This window comes from Henriciella marina (assembly GCF_027213945.1).
GTDB classification, from domain to species: Bacteria; Pseudomonadota; Alphaproteobacteria; order Caulobacterales; family Hyphomonadaceae; genus Henriciella; species Henriciella marina_A.
In genome coordinates this window covers 170,966-195,863 of sequence record NZ_JAPWGW010000002.1, presented here as the reverse complement: position 1 = coordinate 195,863, position 24,898 = coordinate 170,966, and the positions used below count along the sequence as shown (strand labels likewise).

27 protein-coding genes are annotated in these 24,898 nt (G+C 59.8%); 12 read left to right on the top strand and 15 right to left on the bottom strand.

The genetic code is table 11. The annotated features are described in order from the left end of the window. The first annotated feature begins 45 nt into the window (after nt 1-45). The 8 genes from O4G74_RS07370 to O4G74_RS07335 all read left to right on the top strand — a co-directional run bounded on the left by O4G74_RS07370 (nt 46) and on the right by O4G74_RS07335 (nt 8,176). Entirely contained in the window at nt 46-654 is a 609-nt protein-coding gene (locus tag O4G74_RS07370; protein WP_269401992.1) for a histidine phosphatase family protein, read from the top strand. Nucleotides 655-726: 72 nt separating this feature from the next. Then, on the top strand, nt 727-975 hold the full coding sequence (locus O4G74_RS07365) for an exodeoxyribonuclease VII small subunit (RefSeq protein ID WP_119380822.1): 249 nt from the start codon (nt 727-729) through the stop codon (nt 973-975). An 11-nt stretch (nt 976-986) separates the two neighbouring features. Further along, nucleotides 987-1,871, top strand: a complete 885-nt coding sequence (locus tag O4G74_RS07360) for a polyprenyl synthetase family protein (protein ID WP_269401991.1) — start codon at nt 987-989, stop codon at nt 1,869-1,871. Nucleotides 1,872-1,925: 54 nt separating this feature from the next. Beyond that, nucleotides 1,926-3,842, top strand: a complete 1,917-nt coding sequence (gene dxs / locus O4G74_RS07355) for a 1-deoxy-D-xylulose-5-phosphate synthase (RefSeq protein WP_419715374.1) — start codon at nt 1,926-1,928, stop codon at nt 3,840-3,842. A 99-nt stretch (nt 3,843-3,941) separates the two neighbouring features. Next, nucleotides 3,942-4,604 carry a hypothetical protein gene (locus tag O4G74_RS07350; protein WP_269401989.1) on the top strand — a complete coding sequence of 221 codons (663 nt, stop codon included), beginning with the start codon at nt 3,942-3,944 and terminating at the stop codon, nt 4,602-4,604. Between the two features lie 119 nt (nt 4,605-4,723). Then, nucleotides 4,724-6,469, top strand: a complete 1,746-nt coding sequence (locus O4G74_RS07345; protein WP_269401988.1) for a class I adenylate-forming enzyme family protein — start codon at nt 4,724-4,726, stop codon at nt 6,467-6,469. Nucleotides 6,470-6,484: 15 nt separating this feature from the next. After that, nucleotides 6,485-7,492: an aldo/keto reductase gene (locus O4G74_RS07340; RefSeq protein ID WP_269401987.1), complete on the top strand. Its 1,008-nt coding sequence runs from the start codon at nt 6,485-6,487 to the stop codon at nt 7,490-7,492. After that, nucleotides 7,493-8,176, top strand: coding sequence for a DUF938 domain-containing protein (locus tag O4G74_RS07335; RefSeq protein ID WP_269401986.1), 684 nt, complete (start codon nt 7,493-7,495; stop codon nt 8,174-8,176). A 1-nt stretch (nt 8,177) separates the two neighbouring features. On the opposite strand, the gene O4G74_RS07330 is transcribed toward O4G74_RS07335, so the two are convergent. From O4G74_RS07330 to O4G74_RS07320, 3 genes are read right to left on the bottom strand one after another with little or no spacing between them, the layout of a single operon-like run. After that, nucleotides 8,178-9,164 (bottom strand): zinc transporter ZntB, encoded by a 987-nt coding sequence (locus O4G74_RS07330; protein ID WP_269401985.1) that lies wholly within the window; start codon nt 9,162-9,164, stop codon nt 8,178-8,180. Further along, complete coding sequence (locus O4G74_RS07325) at nt 9,161-9,598, bottom strand: hypothetical protein (RefSeq protein WP_269401984.1); 438 nt, start codon at nt 9,596-9,598, stop codon at nt 9,161-9,163. Before O4G74_RS07325 ends, O4G74_RS07330 begins: the two co-directional genes overlap by 4 nt. 22 nt (nt 9,599-9,620) lie before the next feature. Next, nucleotides 9,621-11,129 (bottom strand): acetyl-CoA acetyltransferase, encoded by a 1,509-nt coding sequence (locus O4G74_RS07320; protein WP_269401983.1) that lies wholly within the window; start codon nt 11,127-11,129, stop codon nt 9,621-9,623. A gap of 116 nt (nt 11,130-11,245) precedes the next feature. Here O4G74_RS07320 and O4G74_RS07315 point away from each other — a divergent pair, with 116 nt between their 5' ends. Further along, entirely contained in the window at nt 11,246-12,223 is a 978-nt protein-coding gene (locus O4G74_RS07315; RefSeq protein ID WP_269401982.1) for a DNA topoisomerase IB, read from the top strand. Between the two features lie 3 nt (nt 12,224-12,226). On the opposite strand, the gene O4G74_RS07310 is transcribed toward O4G74_RS07315, so the two are convergent. The 3 genes from O4G74_RS07310 to O4G74_RS07300 all read right to left on the bottom strand — a co-directional run bounded on the left by O4G74_RS07310 (nt 12,227) and on the right by O4G74_RS07300 (nt 14,146). Beyond that, entirely contained in the window at nt 12,227-12,562 is a 336-nt protein-coding gene (locus tag O4G74_RS07310) for a zinc ribbon domain-containing protein YjdM (protein WP_269401981.1), read from the bottom strand. After that, nucleotides 12,559-13,188, bottom strand: coding sequence for a CoA transferase subunit B (locus O4G74_RS07305; protein ID WP_119380833.1), 630 nt, complete (start codon nt 13,186-13,188; stop codon nt 12,559-12,561). The genes O4G74_RS07310 and O4G74_RS07305 overlap by 4 nt, the downstream gene beginning before the upstream one ends. A 259-nt stretch (nt 13,189-13,447) precedes the next feature. Beyond that, complete coding sequence (locus O4G74_RS07300; protein ID WP_269401980.1) at nt 13,448-14,146, bottom strand: CoA transferase subunit A; 699 nt, start codon at nt 14,144-14,146, stop codon at nt 13,448-13,450. Between the two features lie 163 nt (nt 14,147-14,309). On the opposite strand from O4G74_RS07300, the gene O4G74_RS07295 reads away from it, so the two are divergent. Then, on the top strand, nt 14,310-14,993 hold the full coding sequence (locus O4G74_RS07295) for a hypothetical protein (protein WP_269401979.1): 684 nt from the start codon (nt 14,310-14,312) through the stop codon (nt 14,991-14,993). Between the two features lie 188 nt (nt 14,994-15,181). On the opposite strand, the gene groL is transcribed toward O4G74_RS07295, so the two are convergent. The 8 genes from groL to O4G74_RS07255 form a co-directional block, all read right to left on the bottom strand. Then, on the bottom strand, nt 15,182-16,837 hold the full coding sequence (groL, locus tag O4G74_RS07290) for a chaperonin GroEL (protein WP_269401978.1): 1,656 nt from the start codon (nt 16,835-16,837) through the stop codon (nt 15,182-15,184). A 59-nt stretch (nt 16,838-16,896) separates the two neighbouring features. After that, nucleotides 16,897-17,184: a co-chaperone GroES gene (groES, locus tag O4G74_RS07285; RefSeq protein ID WP_269401977.1), complete on the bottom strand. Its 288-nt coding sequence runs from the start codon at nt 17,182-17,184 to the stop codon at nt 16,897-16,899. Between the two features lie 904 nt (nt 17,185-18,088). Then, on the bottom strand, nt 18,089-18,577 hold the full coding sequence (locus O4G74_RS07280) for a PaaI family thioesterase (RefSeq protein ID WP_269401976.1): 489 nt from the start codon (nt 18,575-18,577) through the stop codon (nt 18,089-18,091). Continuing rightward, a complete protein-coding gene (locus O4G74_RS07275) occupies nt 18,574-18,945 on the bottom strand; it encodes a tRNA-binding protein (protein ID WP_269401975.1) in 372 nt (123 codons plus the stop codon). Before O4G74_RS07275 ends, O4G74_RS07280 begins: the two co-directional genes overlap by 4 nt. Nucleotides 18,946-18,959: 14 nt before the next feature. After that, nucleotides 18,960-19,730 carry an SDR family NAD(P)-dependent oxidoreductase gene (locus O4G74_RS07270; RefSeq protein ID WP_269401974.1) on the bottom strand — a complete coding sequence of 257 codons (771 nt, stop codon included), beginning with the start codon at nt 19,728-19,730 and terminating at the stop codon, nt 18,960-18,962. Nucleotides 19,731-19,830: 100 nt separating this feature from the next. Further along, the gene (locus tag O4G74_RS07265) at nt 19,831-20,184 is read right to left on the bottom strand and encodes a DUF423 domain-containing protein (protein WP_269401973.1); all 354 of its coding nucleotides are present in this window, start codon (nt 20,182-20,184) and stop codon (nt 19,831-19,833) included. Between the two features lie 63 nt (nt 20,185-20,247). Next, the gene (locus O4G74_RS07260; protein WP_269401972.1) at nt 20,248-21,750 is read right to left on the bottom strand and encodes a flavin-containing monooxygenase; all 1,503 of its coding nucleotides are present in this window, start codon (nt 21,748-21,750) and stop codon (nt 20,248-20,250) included. Nucleotides 21,751-21,842: 92 nt separating this feature from the next. Further along, a complete protein-coding gene (locus O4G74_RS07255) occupies nt 21,843-22,262 on the bottom strand; it encodes a PaaI family thioesterase (RefSeq protein ID WP_269401971.1) in 420 nt (139 codons plus the stop codon). A gap of 98 nt (nt 22,263-22,360) precedes the next feature. Here O4G74_RS07255 and O4G74_RS07250 point away from each other — a divergent pair, with 98 nt between their 5' ends. Further along, nucleotides 22,361-22,765: a hypothetical protein gene (locus O4G74_RS07250; protein WP_269401970.1), complete on the top strand. Its 405-nt coding sequence runs from the start codon at nt 22,361-22,363 to the stop codon at nt 22,763-22,765. A gap of 5 nt (nt 22,766-22,770) precedes the next feature. Beyond that, the gene (locus tag O4G74_RS07245) at nt 22,771-23,868 is read left to right on the top strand and encodes a hypothetical protein (protein ID WP_269401969.1); all 1,098 of its coding nucleotides are present in this window, start codon (nt 22,771-22,773) and stop codon (nt 23,866-23,868) included. Here the strand turns inward: O4G74_RS07245 and dgcA are convergent. Next, nucleotides 23,865-24,842 carry an N-acetyl-D-Glu racemase DgcA gene (gene dgcA, locus O4G74_RS07240; protein ID WP_269401968.1) on the bottom strand — a complete coding sequence of 326 codons (978 nt, stop codon included), beginning with the start codon at nt 24,840-24,842 and terminating at the stop codon, nt 23,865-23,867. The two genes, O4G74_RS07245 and dgcA, sit on opposite strands and share 4 nt — an antisense overlap. Between the last annotated feature and the right edge of the window lie 56 nt (nt 24,843-24,898).

The window sequence follows — 24,898 nt, the reverse complement described above, 5'->3', positions numbered from 1 at the left end:
AGTCATGGAAGGCTCGCGTCCGCTTTCGATTTGGGATGAAGTATAATGAGTGCAGCCAGGCGCGAAAAAGACAAGACAGCGCGCGGGCCGATCATCGTTTCCCGTCACGGCCGTCCAGCTTTGGACAGGACGGCGGGACCGCGACTGGACTGGCGACAATACCGTGACTGGTGGGATCGCTACGAAATTGGCAGTCTCGCCGAAGGTCAGCAAGCGCCAGAGAACCTCAAAGAGGCCGTTGCCGACGCCGACATCGTCCTCAGCTCGACTGCGCCGCGCGCGGTCGAAACGGCCAGGCTGGCGACGGGCCGCGAGCCAGAGACTTTCCCGGTCTTTGTCGAAGCGCCGCTTCCACCCCCGCGCCTGCGCAATCGCAAATACCTTCCCAAGACCTGGAACGTGATCGCGCGCACCGCCTGGCTTTATGGCCACAGCCTCGATGGCGAGAGTAACCGTCAGGCTCGTGAGCGCGCGAACAAGGCTGCCCAGCACCTGCACGAGGCCTCGGCCGACGGGAAAGTCTACCTGGCCGCTCATGGCTGGTTCAATCGCATGCTGAGGCCGGCAATGGCGCGAATCGGCTGGGTCTGCGTGCGCGATGGTGGCGACAAATACTGGAGCTACCGCATCTACGAATATCGCGGGAAATCTTGATCCCGCACCATTGTGATGCGGCCAGCGCCTGCTTAGGGTGCGGCTGCTCAACACGTATGAGGAATAGCTCTTATGAGCGATCAGACAGTGACTGACATCGAAAAAATGAGCTTCGAACAGGCCCTTCGGGAGCTCGAGACGATTGTTCGTCAGCTCGAAGGCGGCGAAGTTGAGCTTGAGAAATCCATCGAAATTTATGAGCGTGGCTCGAAACTAAAATCGCATTGCGAGGCCCGGCTGAAAGCGGCTGAGCTCAAGATTGAGCAGATCGTCCAGGGGCCGGACGGCAAACCCACAACCGAAAGCGCAAGCTTCGAGTAAGGAACCGCTTTATGGAGTTCGAGACGCGCCTGACCGAAATCGCCGACAAGGTAACGGTCGCGCTGGATCAGCTCATCCCGCCCGCGCAAGGGCCAGAGGCTGACCTGATGCGGGCGATGCGTCACGCCGCCCTCGCGAATGGGAAGCGGATGCGTCCCTTCTACGTCATCGAGACGGGGGCGCTCTTTGATGCTGACCACAAAGCCCTTTTGCGGACAGCCGCAGCGCTCGAATGTGTCCATACCTATTCGCTGGTGCACGATGATCTGCCCTGCATGGATGATGATGACCTCCGCCGTGGTCAGCCGACCGTCCATAAGGCCTTTGACGAAGCGACCGCTGTCCTCGCTGGCGACGCGCTGCTGACGCTCGCTTTCAAGATTCTCGCCAGCGACGAGACGCATAGCGACCCGGCTGTCCGCCTGCACCTGATTGAGCGTCTTGCTGACGCGTCCGGCGCAACCGGCATGGTTGGCGGCCAGATGATCGATATGCTGGAGGAAGCCAGCCCACGCGACCTCAATACCATCACACGCATGCAGCGACTGAAGACTGGCGCACTCATCTCCTATTCGGTCGAAGCGGGCGCAATCGTCGGCGGTGCGAGTGCCAATGCCAAGCATGCCCTTGCCGGGTTCGCGCAGGACCTTGGTCTGGCCTACCAGATTGCAGACGACCTCCTTGATGCGACGGGCGATCAGAATGTTGTCGGCAAGACGCTGCGCAGCGATGAAGCGGCCGGCAAGGCTAACTTTGTGACCATTCTGGGGATTGAGGGTGCGCGCGAACGTATCAATCTTCTTGCAGCACAGGCTCGTCAGCACCTCGATTTTTTCCGTGGTCGCGCCAATATCCTGCTGCATTCGGTTGATTATGTTCTGGACAGGACACGTTAAGAACCGTCTGAACGCAAAAAAGACTGTCCGTTGAAAGGACCCGGCTGCATGAGCTTGCCTGCGAAAACCCGCCTTCTCGACACGATCAACACTCCGGCTGATCTGAAGTCCCGCTCGCGCGAAGATCTCAAACAGCTCGCCGACGAACTGCGTGCAGAAGTGATCGACGCGGTGTCTGGCACGGGTGGCCACCTTGGAGCGGGCCTTGGCGTGGTTGAATTGACGCTGGCGATCCATGCCATTTTCGACACGCCGTCTGACAAGCTCATCTTCGACGTTGGCCACCAGTGCTATCCGCACAAGATCCTGACCGGGCGCAAGGATCGCATCCGCACACTTCGTCAGGGCGGCGGTCTTTCAGGATTCACCAAGCGCGACGAAAGTGAGTACGACCCGTTCGGCGCAGCTCATGCCTCCACCTCGATTTCGGCAGGTCTAGGTTTCGCAAAATCCCGCGACCTGCAGGAAAGAGACAACAAGGTCGTCTGCGTCATCGGTGACGGCGCCATGTCTGCGGGTATGGCCTATGAGGCGATGAACAATGCAGGCTCTGACCTGAGCGACATGCTCGTCATCCTGAACGACAATGACATGTCCATCGCCCCGCCCGTCGGCGCGATGAGCCATTATCTGTCGAAGCTCGTCTCCTCGCGCTCCTACCGGGGCCTGCGCAAATTCGCCAAATCCATCGCCAAGCCAATCGGTCTTGAAAGCCAGGCCCGCAAGGCCGAGGAATACCTTCGCGGCTTCGCCATGGGCGGCACCATGTTCGAGGAGCTTGGCTTCTACTATGTCGGCCCGATCGACGGCCATGACCTCGACGTGCTCCTGCCAGTGCTCGAGAACTGCAAGGCCATGGAAACCGGCCCGGTCCTGCTTCATGTCGTGACGCAGAAAGGCAAGGGGTATGAGCCAGCCGAGAACTCTGCGGACAAGTATCACGGCGTGGCGAAGTTCAACGTCGTCACGGGCGAACAGCAGAAATCTGCCGGCGGACCGCCCGCCTACACCAAGGTTTTCGCAAAGGCCTTGATCGAAGAAGCCCGCCGCGACGCCAAGATTGTCGGTATTACGGCCGCCATGCCGGGCGGGACGGGCATGGACCTGTTCGAACAGGAATTCCCTGAGCGTATGTTCGATGTCGGTATCGCCGAACAGCACGCTGTGACCTTCGCCGCCGGTCTTGCCGCCGACGGTATGAAGCCCTTCGCGGCGATTTACTCGACCTTCCTCCAGCGCGGCTATGACCAGGTCGTACACGATGTGGCGATCCAGCGCCTTCCTGTCCGTTTCGCGATTGACCGGGCCGGTCTCGTCGGCGCCGATGGCCCAACCCATGCTGGCAGCTTCGATATCGGTTTCCTTGGCGCTCTGCCGGGCATGGTCTGTATGGCCGCGGCCGATGAAGCCGAACTGGTGAACATGGTACGCACGGCTGTGGAGATTGACGATCGGCCGAGCGCCTTCCGCTATCCGCGCGGCAATGGCGTCGGCATTGAGCTTCCTGCCCAGCCGACAGCGCTCGAAATCGGCAAGGGCCGCATTGTGCGCGAAGGCTCCACGATTGCCTTGCTGTCCTTCGGTGCACGCCTGCAGGAATGTCGGAAGGCGGCAGAGATGCTCGCGGCGCAGGGGCTTTCCTGCACGGTCGCGGATGCACGCTTTGCCAAGCCTCTGGACGAAGAACTCGTGAACCGCCTCGCCAGGGACCATGAGGTTCTGCTGACTGTGGAAGAGGGCTCACGCGGCGGTTTCGGCGCATTTGTGCTGCATCACCTCGCAGAGACGAACGCCTTCGATAACGGCCTCAAGGTTCGCACCCTTCACCTGCCGGACATCTTCCAGGATCAGGATAAGCCAGAGATCATGTACGCGCAGGCTGGCCTCGATGCGCAAAGCATTGCGACCCGCGCCATTGACGCCCTTGGGCGCGGCGACATGCGCGAAATTGAGCGTTTCGCAAGCGCCTGATGCGCCGCCGATTTTCTGCCTAAGTTTTTGGTTAGCCCGTTTGCCATAATGGCGGCTGGGGATATGGTCGCCGCAAATCGGTTTTCCATGAGGACAACAATGAGATCACTAGTGCTTGCCGCAATCGGCGCTTTCATGCTGGTTGGCTGTGAAACAGTTCCCCAAGAAGTGAACATGCAGCCATCGGCGTTCCAGACGGCGGTGTCGCGCGCGACCTCCGCCTGGCACCCTTATGCGGGCATTCAGGATCTCAGCTCGATGCTTGAAACGCAGACGCTGTCTTCAGCGCAGCGTTCTCGCGTCCTGTATGAGCGGGGCCGTCTGCGCACTGAAAACGCAATCGAGCTTCCGAATGCTATTCAGGACCTCCAGCAAGCTGCGGCGCTACAGGCAACCGTCGTGCCGGAAGATGGCGCAACGCCTGTGCGTTCCATTCCTGATACCTCGTCCATGATCCGCATTGCGGAGGCCAAGCTCCAGCTTTCACGGGCACGCCTCGCAGGTCTTCAGACCCTGCCGCAATGGTTTGACGACAAGGTCGCGGTGTCCGAAGTCGCCGAGGCGGCAGACCGCTATCGCAATTCCGGGCTGGCACCGGACCCGTTCGATGCGGGACTGCTCGAAGCGGGTGGCTACCTCTGCCGCAGCACATCTGCCGGTGCAGGGAGGTGGCAACTCGGTGAGAATACCGCCCACCTGTCCGATCTCGACTGGTGTCCGGTTGCATCACCTGCAGCGTCCACGCCTGCCGCGTCGTCCTGAACCGCACCAAAGCTGATTTCTGACGGATTTGTCCCTGCTTTCGACAGGTCCCACTTCCATGCTTGGCGCGCTCGTGATTGAGTGCGCGCAACCTATCAAAACTATGAGGGAGTTACGTCATGGCCGCTGATGCCGCACCCGCCTGGCCTGCAATGTCCATTGCGCAGGCGAACGAAATGCTTGCCCAGCCAGGTACGCCGCTTGCTGTTGCAGAAGGCGAGATCAATGGTGTCACCATGCGCTACTATCCAGAAGCGCCACCGACGCTCCGCTTTCTTGCAGAAGCTTCGCGGGCGCACGGCGAACGCACCTTCCTCGTCTATGAGAATGAGCGCGTGACGTACGATGCTCACTGGCGCGCCGTCAGCCATTTTGCCCATGTCCTGAAAACTGAGTTCAATGTTCAGAAGGGCGACCGCGTCGCCATCGTGATGCGCAACTATCCGCAATGGCCGGTGGCTTTCTTCGCGGCGCTGAGCATCGGCGCGATCGCCACACCGATGAATTCCTGGTGGACGGGTGAAGAACTGGAATACGGGCTGCAGAATGCCGGGGTGAAAGTCGCGGTCGTTGACCCGCAAATTTTTGAGCGGATGCGCGAACACATGTCCGGCCTGTCCGATCTGGAAGCCGTCATCATCGCGCGCGAAACCGAGGAAGAGCGCAACGATCCGCGTGTCCACAATTTCGAGAGCTTTATCGGTGAGCCGAATAGCTGGGCAGATCTCAAGGATAAGGGGCTGCCAGACATCGATCTCGGTCCGGATGACGACGCGACCATCATGTACACCTCCGGTACGACGGGTAAGCCAAAGGGCGCGCTCGCAACGCACCGTGCGGTTATCTCGAATTTCCTCAACTCCATGACGTGTCAGGCACGCATGTTCCTGCGCCGTGGTGAGCAGCCTCCAGAGCCCGATCCGAACGAACAGCGCGCCACGCTTCTCTCCATTCCGTTCTTCCACGCGACCGGCTCATTCGCCGTTCTCATTCCCACACTGCTGCGCGGTGATAAGATCGTCAGCATGTACAAGTGGGATGCTGGCAAGGCGCTGCCGATCATTGAAGCTGAGAAGATCTCTACCATTGGCGGCGTGCCTGCTATCGCATGGCAGGTGCTCGAGCACCCGGACCGCGACCAGTATGATCTCTCCTCGATCGTTGCCGTGTCCTACGGCGGCGCGCCCTCTGCGCCAGAGCTCGTCGCAACGATCAAGAAACGCTTCCCTGAAGCGATGCCTGGCAATGGCTGGGGCATGACCGAGACCTGTGCGACCGCTACGCTCAATATCGGCGAAGACTACGTCCACCGCCCAACGAGTGCGGGCGCTCCACCCAAAGCAGTGGAGCTGAAAGTCGTCAGCCCGGAAGGCGAAATTCTGCCCCCCGGTGAGGTCGGCGAGCTTTGGTGTAAGAGCCCGGCAAACTGCAAGGGATACTGGAACCGCCCGGACGCGACGGCTGAGACATTCAAGGATGGATGGGTGGTGACTGGAGACCTTGCCCGTCTCGATGAAGACGGCTTCCTTTTCCTCGTTGACCGCGCCAAGGACATGCTGATCCGCGGCGGAGAGAACATTTACTGTATCGAGGTCGAGAACGCCCTGTACGATCACCCGGCTGTGATGGATGCTTCTGTGGTCGGCATTCCGCACAAGGTGCTCGGCGAGGAAGTTGGCGCGGTGGTCCAGCTGAAGCCCGGCAAATCGGTGACGCAGGACGAACTTCGCGCTCACGTCGCCAGCCAGCTGGCTGCCTTCAAGGTGCCGGTCGAAATCCGCTTCCAGGATGAGCCTCTGCCGCGCAATGCCAACGGCAAGATCCTGAAGCCAGCCCTGAGAGAGCAGTTCGCGCCGCGAAGCTAGATAGAAAGGGACGTCATGACGGACCGGAAAATCGGCGATACGATGGTATGGCCCATCGGGCTTGGCTGCATGAATCTCAGCCATGCCTATGGGCCGCCAACGCCGCCGGGTGAGGCCTCGGCCTTGCTCAATAGCGCGCTTGATCAGGGCTGTAACTTCCTCGATACGGCGACGATCTATGGAGCTGGCACGAATGAGGAGCTGATCGCTTCCTCTGTTGGTCACCGGCGCGATGAGTACTTCCTCGCCAGCAAATGCGTGCTTGCGGTCAAGGATGGCAAGCGCGTTCTCGATGCCCGCCCGGAATCGATCAAGGCCGCCTGCGACGCGAGCTTGAAGCGTCTCAATACGGACGTCATCGACTTATACTACATGCACCGCCCGGATCCGAACGTGCCGATTGAGGACTCGGTCGGCGCGCTGTCAGACCTCGTCGATGCCGGGAAGATACGTTTCATCGGGTTGAGTGAGATGGGCGCAGGGCTCGTGCGCCGTGCCCATGCCGTGCACCCGATTGCCGCACTGCAGACTGAGTATTCGCTCTGGGTCCGTAACCCCGAGATCGCGGTGCTGGAGCTCTGCAAGGAGCTCGGCATCGCTTTCGTGGCGTTCTCGCCTGTCGGGCGCGGCTTCTTGGCCGATCCGCCCTATGATCCAGCGAATATGCAGGACGGCGACATGCGCCGGCTCTTCCCGCGCTTCTCAGCGGAGAATTACCCTGGCAACCTCGCTTTGCTTGAGAAGGCACGCAGCCTTGCCACAGAGGTCGGCTGCACAGTAGCCCAGCTCGCACTCGCCTGGCTGCTGGCGAAAGGGGATCACATCCTCCCAATTCCGGGTACGACGCGTACAGACCACCTCAAGGACAATATTGAAGCAGGCCGCATTACGTTGCCAGCGCATATTGTCGAGCAGCTTGATACACACTTCACGCCGCAATCAGCGGTGGGGCCGCGTTATGCGGAAAAAATGCAGGCAACTGTGGATACTGAACGGTTCGACTTTGAACGGGGCGAGACCTGAATGTCAGACGATCAGGACGATATCGGCTCCAGCGGCAAGTCTGTTGCGTTAGAAGCGCGCAACACGGGTGAGGATGGACGGCGCTATTCGCCGTCGGCCGCCCGCAATAGTGAGGCCATTGCGGATGTGTTGGCCGAACACATGCCCGTCGGCGGACACATTCTCGAAATTGCATCGGGCACTGGTGAACACGGGGCCAGGTTTGTCGCGCGTTTTCCAGACCTTTGCTGGACGTATTCGGACCTTGATGAAGTCAGCCTGTCGAGCCAGGCAGCGTGGGTCGCGCAAGCAAATGCAGGCGACCGTCTGGCGGGACCGCTGCGCATTGATGCCTCCCGCTCAGACTGGGGCGACGCAGAGCGCCCGGAAAACTTCGACGGCATCTTCTGTGCCAATATGGTACACATCGCGCCGTTCGAAGCCGCCGAAGGTCTCATTAAGGGGGCGGGGCGCCTTCTGAAGCCGGGCGGCAAATTGATGCTCTACGGACCATTCGCGCAGGATGGTGAGATCGCGCCGTCCAACGCCGCGTTCAGCGAGGACCTGAAGCGCCGCGACCAGAGCTGGGGTGTACGTGACCTCGTGCAGGAAGTCCTGCCACTAGCCGTCCGGGCGGGCCTGACGCTTGAGACAGTTGTCGACATGCCAGCCAACAATCTGAGCGTTATTTTCCGCAAGGAATAAGTCAGAGCCAGCGCATGCGCCTGAACAGGAAAAGCAGGCCCGCTGTGACAACGACCATGATCAGGCAGAGGATCGTAAAGCCGAGAGGGCTCGCCGCACCGGGCATCCCGCCGAGGTTCACGCCAAACAGCCCTGTCACGAAGCCGAGTGGCAGGAAAACGGCCGAAATGATGGCCAGCACAAAAAGGCGCTGGTTCATCCGCTCAGCGCGCTCCTCGACAACCTGCTCCTGCAGGACGAGAGACCGCTCACGAATTGAGTCCAGTTCTTCGCCAATGCGTGTGACGCGGTCACCAATCTCGCGCAGATGAAGCACGTCGCCCTGAGAGAGGATGCCGTCTCCCTCACGGGCGAGATGTGAGAGGGCCTCGCGCTGCGGGATGATATAGCGGCGCAGCGCCAGTACTTTCCGGCGGAAGTTTGCGAGTGCCGTTTTCGGTAGGCTAGCGCCCGGCTGGAGCAATTGCTCCTCGAAATCATCGGTCTGACTGTCGAGGTCCGAGACCACGGGTTCAATCCGGTCGGTCAATCGGGCGGCGATAAAAGTGATAATCTCACCCGTCGTCTCTGGAACATCGCCCGCCATGATCTGGTCGCGTAGATCCTGCGCCGCCCGAATGTGAAAGGCCCGCAGTGACACGACGACACTCTCGGTCATCCAGATGCGGATGGCGATCATGTCTTCGGGTTCGGCGCCCTCATTGAGGTTCACGCCGCGCAGATTGACGAGCAGGCCGGACCCGTGCCGGATGCAGCGGGGGCGGGTGTCCTCTTGAAGCAACGAAGCGTCGATCACATCGTCGATGCCGCTCGTCCGGGTGAGCCAGTCGCGGACCTCTGGCGATAACCGGTTGAGGTGCAGCCAGCGATAGACGCCGGGACATTCGGCTGGGGCTGACTTTACGTCCTCCCAGCTCAGGCGTTTGACGCCGCCATTGCTGTCAAACTCAAAGCCATGAATAAGCGGCGTGGCGGACGGTTCGCTCATCTGCGGCCGTGATCCATGGCGACATAGCCGAGCGCTTCGACCCAGACGATAACGTCTTCGTCGACGCCCTCATCACGCAGGAAAGCGGCAAAGGCCGGCATGAATTCCTGCGGACGCGAGCAGAGAGCAACGGCGTCGTTCAACTCTGGCAGGACGATCCTGTCGAAGTCTCTGGCGAGTTCGGTGAAATCGTCCGCCAACGTGGCAAGCTGGATCGCCAGAAGTGGTCCCGGATTCTCAATGTCGCCAGACACCCGCCGCAGCGCCCTTATCGTGTCGAGGTTGGAATACGCAAAGCGTTCGAGGACCTGATCGGTCTTCCACTCGATCCATTCGGGCGTGCAGGGGTCTGGCTGCGTGACGCAGGCGGTCAGCGTGGCTGCCGCAACTGCGACACCGGCGAGGCGGGTGGATATGCGTCTGGATGTCATCATTCAGACATATCGCACAGAGAGGTCACGCAAAGCTGAAATGTGTGACTTCACCTTCCGTGCGGGTCGTAACGCGCGCGCCGACTGGGCTTTCTTCCTGACGCAGGCGGTCGAGCGCGGCCGGGTCTGCAATCGCGAGGAAGCGCTTGCCATCGTCGGTGCGCCCGAAGATAACGCCGTGCTGCGGGCCATCGCGGCCATGCACGACCGTGTAGGTTTCGACCGTGCCGCCATTTGGTTGCGGATCAAGCTCGACCTGCTCTGTCGGCTTGGCAGAAGGCGCGACCGGCTTGTAGGCGTCTGGCCGCGTGGTGGACCAGACACCAACCGCTTCCTTGGTCATCCAGCCGCCATTGGCGAGGACGAGGCCGAAGGCACCGGCTTCTTCGCGAAGTTTGTGCGCCATCTCGGCAAGGCCATGCATGGAGTAGTTGTTGCCCGGCCCGCCAAAGAAAGGCAGGCCGCCCGTCAGCGTCAGGGGGCGCTCATCGGTGAACGGGTCAATGCCCATGGCCGCCGTCGATGAGAAGACCGCGCAAGGGAAACACGAATAGAGGTCGAAATGGGCAATACCACCAGAAGTGCGGCCTGCCTGCTCAAGTGCGCGGGAAATTGCGGTGTCCATCGCCCAGGATCCGTCAATCTTTGGACGGAGCGAGAGAAGGTCATCGCTCGCCTCACCGCCGCCATGCAGATAGACGCGCTTGTCCTTGGCAACGCCCAACTCATCTGCCTTCTCCTCGGACATGATGAGGATGGCGGCGCCCTGGTTCACAGCGTCCTGCGCGATATGCCATTTCAGGAAGGGGTCAGCGAACTCGTAATTCTTGGGCGAAGGGGTCGCGAGAAACTCTTCGGAGCGCTCCACCGGAAACTGCGAGTAGTCGTTCTTCGACGCGACTTTCGAGAATGGATGGAAAAGCTTTGCCATGGCTTCGCGCTGGCCAGACCGGGTGCGCCCTTCGCGGGCGGCGATCGCATTCTCGAACAGCGCATAGAAAAAGGCCGGGGCGATCAGGCCATGCTTGATCTCGGCGCGTGACAGCATCTCGCCGCCAAGGCCGCGGTCCTCATAGTTGGCGTCGTCGCCATCGGCCCAGTTGATCTCGACCTTGTTCTTGAGCGCGCCCTTGGAGGCGCGGTTGGCTTCAGAGCCTGCAACCAGTGCGACATCAAGCTCGCCTTCATAGATGCGGTTGGCCATCTCGTTGGCGAGGGCCTGCGGGCTCTGGCCTCCGACATCCGAATAGATCAGGCGGGCGGGCTTCGCGCCAATGTCGCGCGCCAGCGTGCCCGGCAGGTTGGTATTGTGACCGTGTGGGTGCTTTGCGCCGCGCACGGAGTCTTCAAAGATCCGCACGAAGGTCAGCGTATCAATGGCAGAGGCTTCGATGCCGGCATCTTCGATAGCTGCCTTCGATGCTGTCACGGCGAGGCTGAGCGGTGATGGCGCGCCATCCTGGCCGTTGGTGCCGCCCCATTCGCTCATCGATTGTCCGACGCCGACCAGTACCGGCATTGACCCTTTAGCCATCTGAAAACTCCCTGAAATATCTCTGCGCACTGTCCGGTCTCGGCGAGCGGCTTGCAAGCCATGACGCTGCGCCAAATGGTGCAGGAACCGGTAGGGCTCTGGCAGGTTTTGACTTCATGCCTTTCTCACTCGCCCGCGAATCTCTCGACCCTGCTGATGCAGGGCTTGTCTATGTCTGTAGCTCGGAGCCCGGCTGGACGCGCCGCCCCCATGGGCGCGGTTTCACCTATCTCGACGAGCAGGGCGATGTTCTGAAGGGCGAGGAAAGGGAGAGAGCTGAAGCGCTGGTCCTGCCGCCCGCCTGGGCAGATGTCTGGATCTGCAAGCAGCCGAAGGGCCATTTGCAGGCGTCCGGCAAGGATGAAGCGGGGCGCACCCAATACCGGTATCACGAGGACTGGCGGGCCCATTGTGAAGGCGTGAAGTTCTCCGACATGCTGGCTTTTGGCAGTGCGTTGCCGCGCATTCGCAAGCGGGTGAAAGCGATTCTCGAGGACCCGGCCGACCATGTCGAACTCGCCACAGCGGCCATTGTGCGCCTGTTGGACAAGGGTGCCATACGCGTCGGCTCCAAACGGCACGCCTCGAACGGCACGTTCGGTGCTTCGACGCTGTACAAGCGGCACATCCGTCAGACGGACGAAGACACCATCCGTCTCAAGTTCAAAGGCAAGGGCGGCAAGGAGCAGGAAGTCTCCATTTGCGATGAAACCCTTGCCCATGCCGTTTACGAGCTCCAGTGCCTGCCGGGCCAGTCACTGTTTGCCACCCCAGATGGGGGTGTCGACTCGACCCGTGTGAACCGTTTTATCCGGGACGCAGGGGACGGGGGATTTACGGCGAAGGATTTTCGCACATGGGCGGGATCGGTTGCCGCTGTCGAAGCGCTCCGCAAGGGCGCAAACAGCATCAAGGGCATCTCCGAAGCTGCCGCAGAGCGCCTAGGCAACACCCCAACCATCGCCCGCAATTCTTACATCCACCCAAAGCTCGTGGAGATGGCCCGCGATGGCGAGATGCCTGATGCCGAGGCCGGGCCGGTCCGCCTGCGCAAGGATGAACGCAGGCTGTTCGCTGTGCTGGAGGCAGACTGAGTATCAGGCCTTTTTGACGAATTCGGTCTTCAGGCCCATCTGGCCTATGCCGTCGATCTTGCAATCAATGTCGTGATCGCCGTCGACAAGGCGAATGTTTTTCACCTTGGTTCCGACCTTCACGACCGAGGATGCCCCCTTAATCTTCAGGTCCTTGATGACGGTGACGGTGTCGCCGTCCTGGAGCTCAGTCCCGTTCGCGTCCCGCCAGACTTTGTGGTCGGGGTTGAGGGACGCATCAGCGGACCATTCGTGTGCGCATTCCGGGCAGACCAGTAGCTCGCCATCCTCATAGGTGAAGGCAGAGCTGCAGGCCGGACAGGGCGGAAGCGTGCTCAATTGACGATCTTCGCAGCGGTCTTTTCATAGACCTCATCGCGCTCGACGCCGGGGGCAAGCTCGATGATTTCAAGACCGCCATCGACCACGTCGAAGACGCCAAGGTCGGTGATGATGCGATTGACCACGCCCTTGCCGGTGAGCGGCAGGGTGCATTCCTTGATAAGCTTCGGCTCACCCGATTTCGACGTATGGTCGGTGATGACGACAATGCGTTTCACACCGGCGACGAGGTCCATCGCCCCGCCCATGCCCTTGACCAGCTTGCCGGGGATCATCCAGTTGGCGAGGTCACCGTTTTCGGCAACTTCCATTGCGCCAAGAATGGCCATGTTGATCTTGCCGCCGCGGATCATCGCAAAGCTCATGGAGCTGTCGAAAAAGGCGGTATGGGGCAGCTCCGTAATCGTCTGCTTGCCGGCATTGATAAGGTCGGCGTCCTCCTCGCCCTCATAGGGGAAGGGGCCCATGCCCAGCATGCCGTTTTCAGATTGCAGCGTCACGGAAACACCGTCCGGAATATAGTTAGCCACCAGCGTCGGAATACCGATGCCGAGATTGACATACATCCCGTCTTCAAGCTCCTGCGCGGCGCGCTTGGCCATGTCATCACGTGTCCAGGGCATATGTGCTAGGTCTCCGATTTTTCAGCTGTGATCTCACAGGCTTCAATTTGCTTCGCCCAGTAATTCTGAGCTGATGTAGGATCCTTGTCGCACCTGAGGTATTCCAATCTCAGATGCTTAATATTGGGAACATTAGAATTTTCCCAAGTGCGAAAGCGAAATCGTGCTTCGGCTTCCGTGGGATAAACTTCCCATAGCTCTTCGGTTTCTTGCCCAACGGTCTTTTCGATCCTCACGCAATGAAACACTCTAAATTCGCTCAACTACGCTTTCTCACAGTGCGTTGCTCGATGCGCTTTTCAAACTTGCCCTGTACCAGCCGGTGCACGAAGACGCCCGGCAGGTGGATATGGTTCGGGTCAAGCTCACCCGGCTCGACGATTTCCTCGACTTCCATGACGCAGATCTTGCCGCACATGGCAGCAGGCTCGTTGAAGTTGCGGGCCGTCTTGCGGAAAATGGCGTTGCCGGTCGTGTCGGCTTTCCAGGCTTTCACGATGGCGAGGTCTGCGAAGATGCCCTCTTCGAGAATGTATTTCTCGCCGTGAAATTCCTTCACTTCCTTGCCTTCACCGATCTGCGTGCCGTAGCCGGTCTTGGTGTAGAAGCCAGCGATGCCAGCGCCGCCAGCGCGCATGCGTTCGGCCAGCGTGCCTTGCGGGTTGAACTCCAGCTCCAGCTCTCCGCCGAGATACTGGCGCATGAATTCCTTGTTCTCGCCGACATAGGACGAGCCCATCTTCTTCACCTGCTCGCTCTCCAGCAGCACGCCGAGGCCGAAGCCGTCCACACCGGCATTATTGGAATAGACGGTGAGGTCTTTCGTGCCTGCCTCGCGGATCGCCGCGATGGAAAGCTCGGGAATGCCGCAGAGGCCAAAGCCGCCCGCGGCAATCGTCATGCCGTCAAAGAGCACACCATCAAGGGCGGCCGCGGCGCTGTCGTAAATCTTGCTCATGGGAAATGCTTACGCTTGGGGCAGGGGGCTTTCAAGGGACAGTTTACGTCAGGAAATATGAACAGTTTCGCTCATTCGTATGACGTCGAAGTTTTTCGCCGAGGCCATTGCGCGAGGTCTTTTTTCTATCCAAGGTGTCAGGACGATATCGAAGGGAGATGAGATGGCTTGTCGGATTTGTTGGGCGGGACTTTGCGTTTCGGCGATCATGGTGGCGCCGCATGCGAGCGCTCATGAGATCGCTGAGAAAAGCCTCGTCCTTGCTGAGGAGGCTTATCTTTGCACGTATGAGGGCTCGGTGACGATCGACACCGGGCTGGAAGCAGAGATCTCCATCGAGAATACGTCGAATGTCTGGCTGATCGACAAGGGACAGTCGATCTACGTGGTCGACAGGCCCGGGGGTGAAGGCCTCGTGCCTGATACGGCCGAGACGGGCGAGCTTCGCCGGTATCATACCTCCACCCGGCGACTTTCCACGCATTATGGTCTGCAGCAGGATGGCGAGAAGACCTTGGTTGCGGGGCATCAATTCAGCGATGGGCCCGGTGGCTACAGTGTCCTCCTTCGCCTGGATGAAATGCGATACCGGACCCGGCATGACTTTGGTGGGCGAACCGGTTCGTTCAGCAGTATGGACGACTTTGGAAGCTGCGTAGCAATCTCCAGTTCCGATGACCTGCCCGACACGGTGGCGATGAAAGAGGGGCTGACAGGTGCTGAAGCTGAAGCCTTCATCGATGATTGGGAAGCGGACCTGAATGCGAAGGCAGATGCTGACACACGCAGGATCATGGAAGACATTGGCTACTCCGAGGAGGAGATCAGCAACTTAATTGAGGATTGACCGGGGCGGACGTTTATTTTTGTAGACGCATAGAAAAAGCCCGGCGCGTGGTGCGCCGGGCTTTCTTTTTTGCGTCTGGTGGGTGGGCTGGTGGCTCTTTGCTGACTGTGCCAGTTTCGAGCCACTGCCGTGGCCTTCCAAACCTATTATCGATCCACTGGATCGATAATTCTGCTTCGCAGACCGGTTTAGAAGCCCATACCGCCCATGCCACCCATGCCGCCCATGCCACCCATGTCTGGCATGCCGCCGCCGTCACCGTCTTTTTTCGGTGCTTCGGCGATACCAGCTTCGGTGGTGATCAGCAGGGCTGCGACGGAAGCAGCGTTCTGAAGGGCGGAACGAACGACCTTTGCCGGGTCGATGATGCCCATCTTGTACATGTCGCCATACTCTTCGGTCTGGGCGTTGAAGCCATAGGCCTGATCGTCGTTAGCGACAATGTTCGCCACGATGACAGAACCTTCGAGACCGGCATTGTTGACGATCTGACGGATCGGCGCTTCGAGTGCCTTGCGGACGATGTCGATACCGGCTTGTTCGTCAGCATTCAGGCTCTTGACCGAGATGTTGCGAGCTGCGCGAAGCAGGGCAACGCCGCCGCCCGGGATCACACCTTCTTCGACTGCTGCACGCGTTGCGTTCAGCGCATCATCGACGCGGTCCTTGCGCTCTTTCACTTCGACTTCGGTTGCGCCGCCGACCTTGATCACGGCAACACCGCCAGCGAGCTTGGCAAGGCGCTCCTGGAGCTTTTCCTTGTCATAGTCCGAAGAGGTGTCTTCGATCTGCTTCTTGATCTGGCCAACGCGGGCTTCGATCTCTTCCTTGGAGCCAGCACCATCGACGATCGTGGTGTTGTCCTTGTCGATCTCGACCTTCTTGGCGGTGCCGAGCATGTCGAGCGAGATGTTCTCAAGCTTGATGCCGAGGTCTTCGGAGATGACCTGGCCGCCGGTGAGGACAGCGATGTCCTGCAGCATGGCCTTGCGGCGGTCGCCGAAGCCAGGCGCCTTCACGGCAGCAACCTTGAGGCCGCCGCGCAGCTTGTTGACGACGAGCGTTGCGAGCGCTTCGCCATCGACGTCTTCAGCGATGATCAGCAGCGGGCGCTGGGATTGAACGACCTGCTCGAGGATCGGCAGCATCGGCTGGAGCGAAGAAAGCTTCTTCTCGTGCAGCAGGATGTATGGATCTTCAAGTTCGACAGCCATCTTGTCCGGGTTCGTCACGAAGTACGGGGACAGGTAGCCGCGGTCGAACTGCATGCCTTCAACGACGTCGAGTTCAGTTTCGAGGGATTTGGCTTCCTCGACCGTGATGACGCCTTCATTGCCGACTTTTTCCATCGCGTGAGCGATCATGTCGCCGATTTCCTTGTCGCCATTGGCGGAAATCGAACCGACCTGTGCGATTTCGGAGTTCTCTTTCACCTTGCGCGAATGATGCGCGAGGTCAGCGGTCACTTCGAGAACGGCCTTGTCGATGCCGCGCTTCAGGTCCATCGGGTTCATGCCGGCAGAAACGCGTTTCATGCCTTCGCGGACGATGGCCTGTGCGAGAACCGTCGCGGTCGTGGTGCCGTCGCCAGCAACGTCGTTTGCCTTGGAAGCGACTTCGCGCAGCATCTGTGCGCCCATGTTCTCGAACTTATCCTCAAGCTCGATTTCCTTGGCGACGGTGACGCCGTCCTTGGTGGTGCGTGGGGCACCGAAGGACTTCTCGATGACGACGTTACGGCCTTTTGGACCGAGGGTGACTTTTACTGCGTTTGCGAGCGTGTCGACGCCCTTGAGCATACGCTCGCGCGCATCAGCGCCGAACTTTACGTGTTTAGCAGCCATAGCTGTATTCCTTCCTGAAATTCAGTTCGAAGTTCGTGTTTGGGAAAAAAGGGGAGCGCTTACTCGACGATGCCGAGGATGTCGCTTTCCTTCATGATAAGAAGGTCCTGGCCGTCGACCTTTACTTCCGTGCCCGACCATTTGCCGAACAGGACGCGGTCGCCGGTTTTGACTTCCAGTGGGATGATCTCATTGTCGTCACCGCGCGCGCCGGAGCCTACAGCGACGATTTCGCCTTCCTGCGGCTTTTCCTTCGCGGTGTCAGGGATGATGATCCCGCCAGCGGTTTTGGCTTCTTCTTCAACGCGCTTCACGAGAACGCGGTCATGCAGAGGACGGAATTTCATTTGCTCACTTACCTTTGGTTTCGCCCCGCAGGGCAATGTGTTCTGTTGGTTAGCACTCACCAAGGGTGACTGCTAACGGCGCTGAGTTAGGAGCGCTTGGAAGCAACGTCAACGGGTAGTTTTGTGAAAAAATGCAAAAGGTTCCGCGCCAATTGCATTCGTGTGTTGTTTGCTTAGGTGGCCACGGCCGCAGAGCCCTGCAAGAGCGCGCAAACACCCATATCGCCACGCGGGGTGTCCCCGCTGGCGGTGCGCTTTTCGTCTCGCCCTGAGATGACAGGGCCGGGCGCGTCCAGGGTGGACGCTATAGGTAATGCCAGCCTTTCGGCGTGGCTGTAGAGCGTACGCCATGGACGCGCCCTTGCGAAGGGTGTCGGCCGTTCGGATGTCTCACTCCCGGCCCGTCTCGGAAACATTTTCGTACGCAGGACAGCCTGCGCAGCACTGATTACCCCACATGACGCCGACCGCATAGCAGGGACGTTACACCCCGCCGGCAGCACCGGTCACCTTCGCACTCCGCTCTTGCGCCGCGATTGCCGCGCATGAGCCCTCTCGCTTCAGCTTGCCCGCGCCGGGGTCTGTGCCGGTGCGTGCAGCGTCAACGAGAACCACCTCCACCCGGTCGGTCCGGACCGCCCTGTCTGGTGATGGGAGGCGTGTAGTATGGGATGGACTTTGGAGGGTGGGGATGAAATTTCACTTCACCCTTCTCCCACTGGGAGAAGGGCCGGGGATGAGGGGGACTTGCATTTCATCGGGCGCAAAGGCTTGCAGCGATGAGCGGGAGCATCGCTGAGACGTAGGACAGGTTTGGAAGGTCCCGCCCCCTCACCCCTAGCCCCTCTCCCAAGGGAGAGGTGAAAGCGTCTACATTGGACTAAGGCACCTTAGATCCCTGCGTCTAATCCCTCGGACCGTGAATGGCCTCCACGGTGCGGATGGCTTTCCAGGCGAGGACTTTGACAAGCAGCTTGCCTTCGGCGTTACGCCATTCGGCCTCGATATAGCCGGTCGATTTGGATCGGTTCACGACGTGTGCCTGGATGGTGATGTCGCCATGGCTGACAGGACGGAATAGTTTGATCTGGAGGTCCTGCGTCGTGAACGCCTCGCCATCGGTCAGCGCCGAGAACATGCAGATGGAGACGACATGATCTGAAAGCGCGCCGACCCAGCCACCAAAGGCGCGGCCGGGCTGAATGTCATGGCTGCCATCATTCGGCCAGACATAATGGACCTTGCCGGGAGTGATTTCCTTCAGCCAGTCTTCCGGCATGATGCCGAGCTTGGCGATGCCTTTTGGTTTGCTCGGCCAGTCGCCAGAACTGATCCCTTTCAGGAAACCTTGGAACATCGGCGAATAGTCGTCGGGATTATAGGCTAGGCTCATGCGAGGCGGGCTCCGTTCGGGACTGGCGTATCTGGTGCGGCCAGCACAATGGCGCCGCCGTCGTCGGGGAAGCCAAGGGTCAAAACTTCGGACATGAATTTGCCGATCTGGCGCGGCGGGAAGTTGACCACCGCCATGACCTGTCGTCCGACAAGCTGTCCGGGGGTGTAGTGTTCAGTGATCTGCGCTGACGATTTCTTCTCGCCCACGCCGGGGCCGAAATCGATCAGCAGCCGGATCGCAGGCTTGCGCGCGCCTTCGAGCGGGGCGGCTTCCAGCACTGTGCCAATGCGGACATCGATCTTGCGGAACGTGTCGAAATCGGTCGGGTCTGCCGGGCCATCGCCCGGCAGGTCTACCTTATGCATGGAACTGATCTTTCCTAGACGATGACCGAGCCGCCATCGACGACGATCATCTGGCCGGCCATGTACTTGCCTGCGTCGGAGGCGAGGAAGATGGCTGCGCCCGCGATATCCACCGGGTCACCGATGCGGCGCATGGGCGTACCTTTTTCGATGCGGGCGGCGTTCTCCGGGTTTTCCCAGAGCGCCTTGGCAAAATCGGTCTTGATGAGGCCAGGCGCGACGCAATTGACGCGGATATTGTGCGGTCCAAGCTCGATCGCATAGTTGCGCGCAAGCTGGAAATCGGCCGCCTTGGAGATGTTGTAGGCGCCGATGACAGGTGAGCCTTTCAGGCCGCCAATCGACGAGATGATCACGATGGCGCCGTCCTTGCGCTCTTTCATCTCTGGCGCGACCATCTGGATCAGCCAGTGATTGGAGATGATGTTGTTTGACAGGATTTTCTCGAACTGCTCGTCGCCAATCTCTTCCATCGGACCGTAATACGGGTTGGACGCGGCATTACAGACGAGAATGTCGATCTTGCCGAAAGAGGCGCGCGTTTCTTCCACGAGGTGCTGGAGCTCTTCCTTGGAGGAGATGTTGGCCGGGACAGAAATCGCTGTGCCTGCGCCATGCTTCTCGTTCAGGGCTTCGGCAACTTCCTGGCATGGGCCGGGCTTGCGGGAGGAGATGACAACCTTCGCGCCTTGCTCTGCCATCTGTTCCGCGATGGACTTACCGATACCGCGCGACGAACCGGTGATGAGCGCGACCTTGCCGGTGAGATCGAAAAGACTGGCCATGGTTTCCTCCATTTACTTCACATGTGCAGTATCTGGCGCCGCACCATATTCAAATCGCGCGCGCTGCCAATCCCCTCGCGGAAACCGATGCAGGGAATTTTTAGCTACGCAGGGCCGCGAGCGCGAAAAGGCCCCAGCCTGCCAGCAAGCCGAGACCGCCAATCGGGGTGATCGCGCCAAACCAGCGCGGTGCGCCGAGTGCCATGGCGTAGAGCGTACCGGAGAAGATCACGGCGCCGATGATCATCGCCCAGCCGCCGGTCGAGAAAAGCCCTGTGCGCCCGGACAGGCTGACCGCAAAGACGGTCACTGCATGAACGAGCAGGTAGAGCGTGGCGGTTTCCCACCAGCCGCGGCTCTCCGGTGTGAACCGGCCAGACATGCCGTGGGCTCCGAATGCACCAAGGGCGACACCGGCAAAACCAAGGACTGAAGCAATAAGGGTCAATACCATTCTGGGCCTCCAATCCTTACCTCTAAGGAAGGTATGTAGATACCTTCAACGGCTCATTCGATCTCAGGCCGCGTTGGCCGCCGATTTGCCGACGAGCTGGCCAGAGGCGTCCTCATAGACCAAGGAGGCTTCGTCGAGGTCGACCTCGGGCAGGGCGTCCTTCTCGTGCCAATAGTCCTGCGTGTGCTGCCATTCAGGGTGATCGATCCGCTTCGGCATCAGATGCTCACCGCGCTGCAGATAGCCCGGGTTGAAGTCGACCGCGTCCATCCAGCTCATCCGCTCGAGCGTGCGCTCACCTGCGGGGACTTCAGGGCGCACTTCGGCAGCGCCGGTCTTCCCCATATGCTCCAGAAGGCGGACCATGAAATCCCCGAGAAGGTCAACGCGCAGGGTCCAGCTGGCGCGGAAATAGCCGAAGACGAAGAGCATGTTTGGCACGTCCTCGACCATCATGCCGCGCCATGTCAGGCGCTCATTGAAATCGACTGTCTGACCATCGACGACGAAAAGAATGTTGCCGAGGAATTTGAGATTAAAGCCCGTCGCCGTGATGATGATGTCGGCTTCAAGCACTTCGCCGGATTTCAGCTTTATGCCTTCCGGGACAAAACGGTCGATATGGTCGGTCACGACGCTGGCCTGGCCTTCACGCACAGCATGGAAGAAGTCGCCATCCGGCACGAAGGCGATGCGCTGGCGCCATGGCCGGTAGTTCGGCGTGAACGGCGCCATGTCGCAATCTTCGCCCATGACGGCCTTGATATTGTCGAACAGCATCTTCTTCACGGCGTCCGGGTCAGACCGTGCGGCGGCTGTGAAGTCCCGCTGATCGGTCAGCGCTTTCTTGCGGATGATGGTATGGATCCACTCCTCATCGATCTCAAGACGGCGGAGTTCGTCGGCTAGATCATTCGCGTTACGCCCGGTCGAAAAATAAGTCGGGGACCTCTGGAGCATGGTGACGTGTTCGCAGGACTTCGCGATGTTCGGCACCAGCGTCGCGGCGGTGGCGCCCGACCCGATAACGACGACCTTCTTGCCGGAGAGGTCGATATCGTCCGGCCAGTCCTGCGGGTGAACGATCTCTCCCTTGAAACTGTCCATGCCCTCCCAGTCAGGTGTGTAGCCCTTGTCGAGGTCATAATAGCCCTGACACATCCAGAGGAAGCGCGCCTTTACGGTGTGCTCACCATCGGGCGTTTCATAGGTGACGGTGTAGAGCTTCTCGGCTGAGGACCACTCAGCCCTCGTGATCTTGTGATTGTAATGGATGAGCGGGGCAAGATCGTTCTCTTCGATGAACTCGCCCATATATGTGAGGATCTCTTGTGCGGTCGCGATGGGCGGGCCTGTCCAGGGCTTGTCGCGATAGCCGAAGGTGTAGAGGTCGCTATCGGAGCGGATGCCGGGATAGGTGTGGACTCTCCAAGTGCCGCCAAAGCCATCTAGCGCTTCGAACACGGCAAGCTTCTTACCCGGGCAGCGAGCCTTGATATGCCGGGCAGCTCCGACGCCGGAAATGCCGGCACCGACGATGAGCACATCGAGAATCTGTTCGCTCATACCTGTCCTCCCTTGGACTTTTATGAGGTCAGGCTAGCACTGCGAGAGGGCGCCCGAATAGGGAGCTATGCGTATGACGTAGCGGGAGGCGGCTAATTCGCCGCGGGGATAGAATAGGTCACAATTCCGTGGCTGGCGACCTTGTCCGACCCTTCCGCGCGAATCTCTACTTCGGCGACGGCGAGCGTCTTGCCGAGCTTCATCAGCTTTGCGTCGGCGATGACGGCATCGCCGATACACGGACGCAGGAAGTTGATGTTGAGATTGCTCGTCACTGTCATCGGCGTGATCCCGAGACGCGTGAAGATTGCCATATAGGTGACGCTGTCGGCCATGGTCATCTGTGTCGGGCCGGAGATGTATCCTCCAGGACGCAAGTGTTCAGGGCCTGCCTTGAGGCGCATGATGGCGTGGCCATCCTCCATCAGGATGACTTCGGACCGGTTCTGGGAATTGTTGAAGGCCTGGGCAAGAAAGGCGTTTGCTTCCTCAACTGTTACTTTCGACGTCATGTCTCTCCCCGCGTCAGTGATTGATCCCGGTCTCTGGTTTCGACAGTGTAGGCAAGAGGAAGGACCCGCCAAGAGGTCACGACAGGGAAGGAAACCGGATGTACGATCCGCTGGAGGGGGCACACACGGCACCGAAATTTGCTGCGCCCGACCCGGGTGAGGCAGCCCGCTGGTATGAAAAGCATCTGGGCTTTCGGACCGCCGTTTTTGACGATGGGAATTACGCAATCGTCCGGCGCGGCAAGCTCGCGCTGCATCTATGGAAATGCGCGGATCGGGCGATTGCTGAGAACACCGCCTGCTACACCGAAATTGGCTGCGTCGAGCATCTCGACCTGCTTCATGCCGAATGGCTGGAAGCGTCGACCTATAGCGACTTCGTGCCAGGACGCATCGAGGCTGAACCCAAGGATCAGCCCGGCCATGGCATGCGCGAATTTCACCTCTGGGACCCTGCCGGAAACCTTATCGGGTTCGGCGCAAGTATAGAAAAGAAAGGCTAGCCAATATGCTCACCTGGGGCGACGAATATCCGATCCACCAGACACCTGAACCGGTCTGGGTCGCAGGGTCCGACCGTAACTTTTACGATCGCTATTTCTTCAATGGCTATTCGAAGGATGGCTCTGTCTTTTTCGGCGCGGCCTTTGGCGTCTATCCGCACCTCAACATAATGGATGGCGCGTTTTCTGTGCTGAAGGATGGCGTGCAGCATTCGGTCCATCTGTCGCGTGTCATGCACCATGAGCGTATGGATACCCGCGTCGGACCGATGAAGATCGAAGTGCTCCAGCCGCTTCACTCGGTGAAAATCACGCTCGAGGGTGCGGAAGGCATCTCAGGCGAGTTGACCTTTGAAGGGCGCCACTTCCCGGTTGAGGAGCCACGCTTCCAACGCCGGTCGGGTTCGCGCACCGTCATGGATGTCACCCGCATGACGCAGAACGGCCACTGGAATGGCTGGATCGAAATTGATGGTGAGCGCATCGAGGTTTCCAGCTATTACGGTACGCGCGACCGCAGCTGGGGCATCCGGCCCATCGGGGCGCAGGACCCGCAGCCGGTCGTGCCTGAGAAGCCGTTCCAGTTCTACTGGGTCTGGACGCCGCTCAATTTCGAGAACCTGGCAGTCTATTTCCACGTCAATGAGGACGAAAAGGGCGATAGCTGGAACACCCGCTCTGTGCTCGGCATGGACGGCGCGGACGCAGAGGCGCTGATGCACCTCGATAGCCCGAAGTTCACAGCAGAATATGAGGCTGGCACGCGGCGGATCAGCAAGGGTCTCCTAGAAGTCACCGACACTCAGGGCCGCCTGCACAAGGTGCACTATGAGCCGCAGTCGATCTTCCAGATGAAGGGGCTTGGCTACAGCCATCCAAGCTGGGGCCACGGCGTCTATAAGGGCGAGTATGCGATCGAGCGAGAGGACTTCAAGCCGGGCGTTATGACCTGGAAAGAACCGACCAATCTTCACATCCAGGCGATTTCCAAGGTCACGCATGAAGGCCCAGACGGAAAGTCGTCAGAGGGCATCGGTGCACTGGAGCAGCTCTTTATCGGGCCGCATGCGCCATCTGGCTGGAAAGACGTTCTGGACGCCTAGCCCCAGAGGTCTTGTGAGGGCGGGAAGACGGTTCCGCCCTCATATTGCAGGCCGTGCTCGACATCCTTCGAGAGCCAGAGCGGGCCATCGAGATCGACGGCGTCGGCGAGCGTGCCAAGCAGGACGGCAGGTGCCATGCTGATGGAGCCTGCCACCATACAGCCGACCATGACGCCGAGACCACAGGCCTTGGCCTCGCGGACCATGGCGATAGCTTCGGTAAGGCCCCCGGTCTTGTCGAGTTTGACGTTCACTGCGTCATAGAGACGAGCAAGGTCCTGCACCTGCTCGCGCGTATGTGCGCTTTCATCAGCGCAGATGGCGACTTCTGGCGGACGTTTAAGCAAGGCGCCATCCTTGCCGGCGGCGAAAGGTTGCTCAATCAGGACGACACCGAGACGGGCTGCCTCTCTGGCGAGGCCGGGAAGGGCGCCTGACTCAAGCTGTTCGTTTGCATCAAGGATGAGGCGGGCGTCGGGACGCGCTTCGTGGACGGCCCGCACGCGGTCCATATCGCCGTCGCCGCCAAGCTTGACCTTGAGCAGTTTACCGGGCGCCTCGCGAGCGGCTTTTGCCATTTCTTCAGCGCTCGACAAAACAATAGTTACTGCGGTTTCGAGCGAGACAGGCTCTGGCAGTCCGGCAAGTTGCCAGACGGGTTTGCCTGTACGCTTTGCTTCAAGGTCCCACATCGCGCAGTCGACAGCGCAGCGCGCCGCGCCTGCGGGCATGAGAGTCTGGAGCTCTTCGCGCGTGAGGCCCCCCTCAATTGCAACGCGGTGTTCCTCAATAGCGGCGATGACGCTATCGACGGTTTCGCCATAGCGGCCATAAGGCACGCTTTCGCCGCGGCCGGTAAACCCGTCCTGCTGCAGGGTCACAAGTACCGATTCGGCAGATGTCTTGGCACCGCGCGAGATGGAAAACGCCCGCGCCAGGGGGGACGAAACGTGCTCAATTGAAAGCGTAATCATATGCAATAAGCTCTAGAACTATTGCCGGATGTTGTAAGCAGCTTGCTGTCATGCTC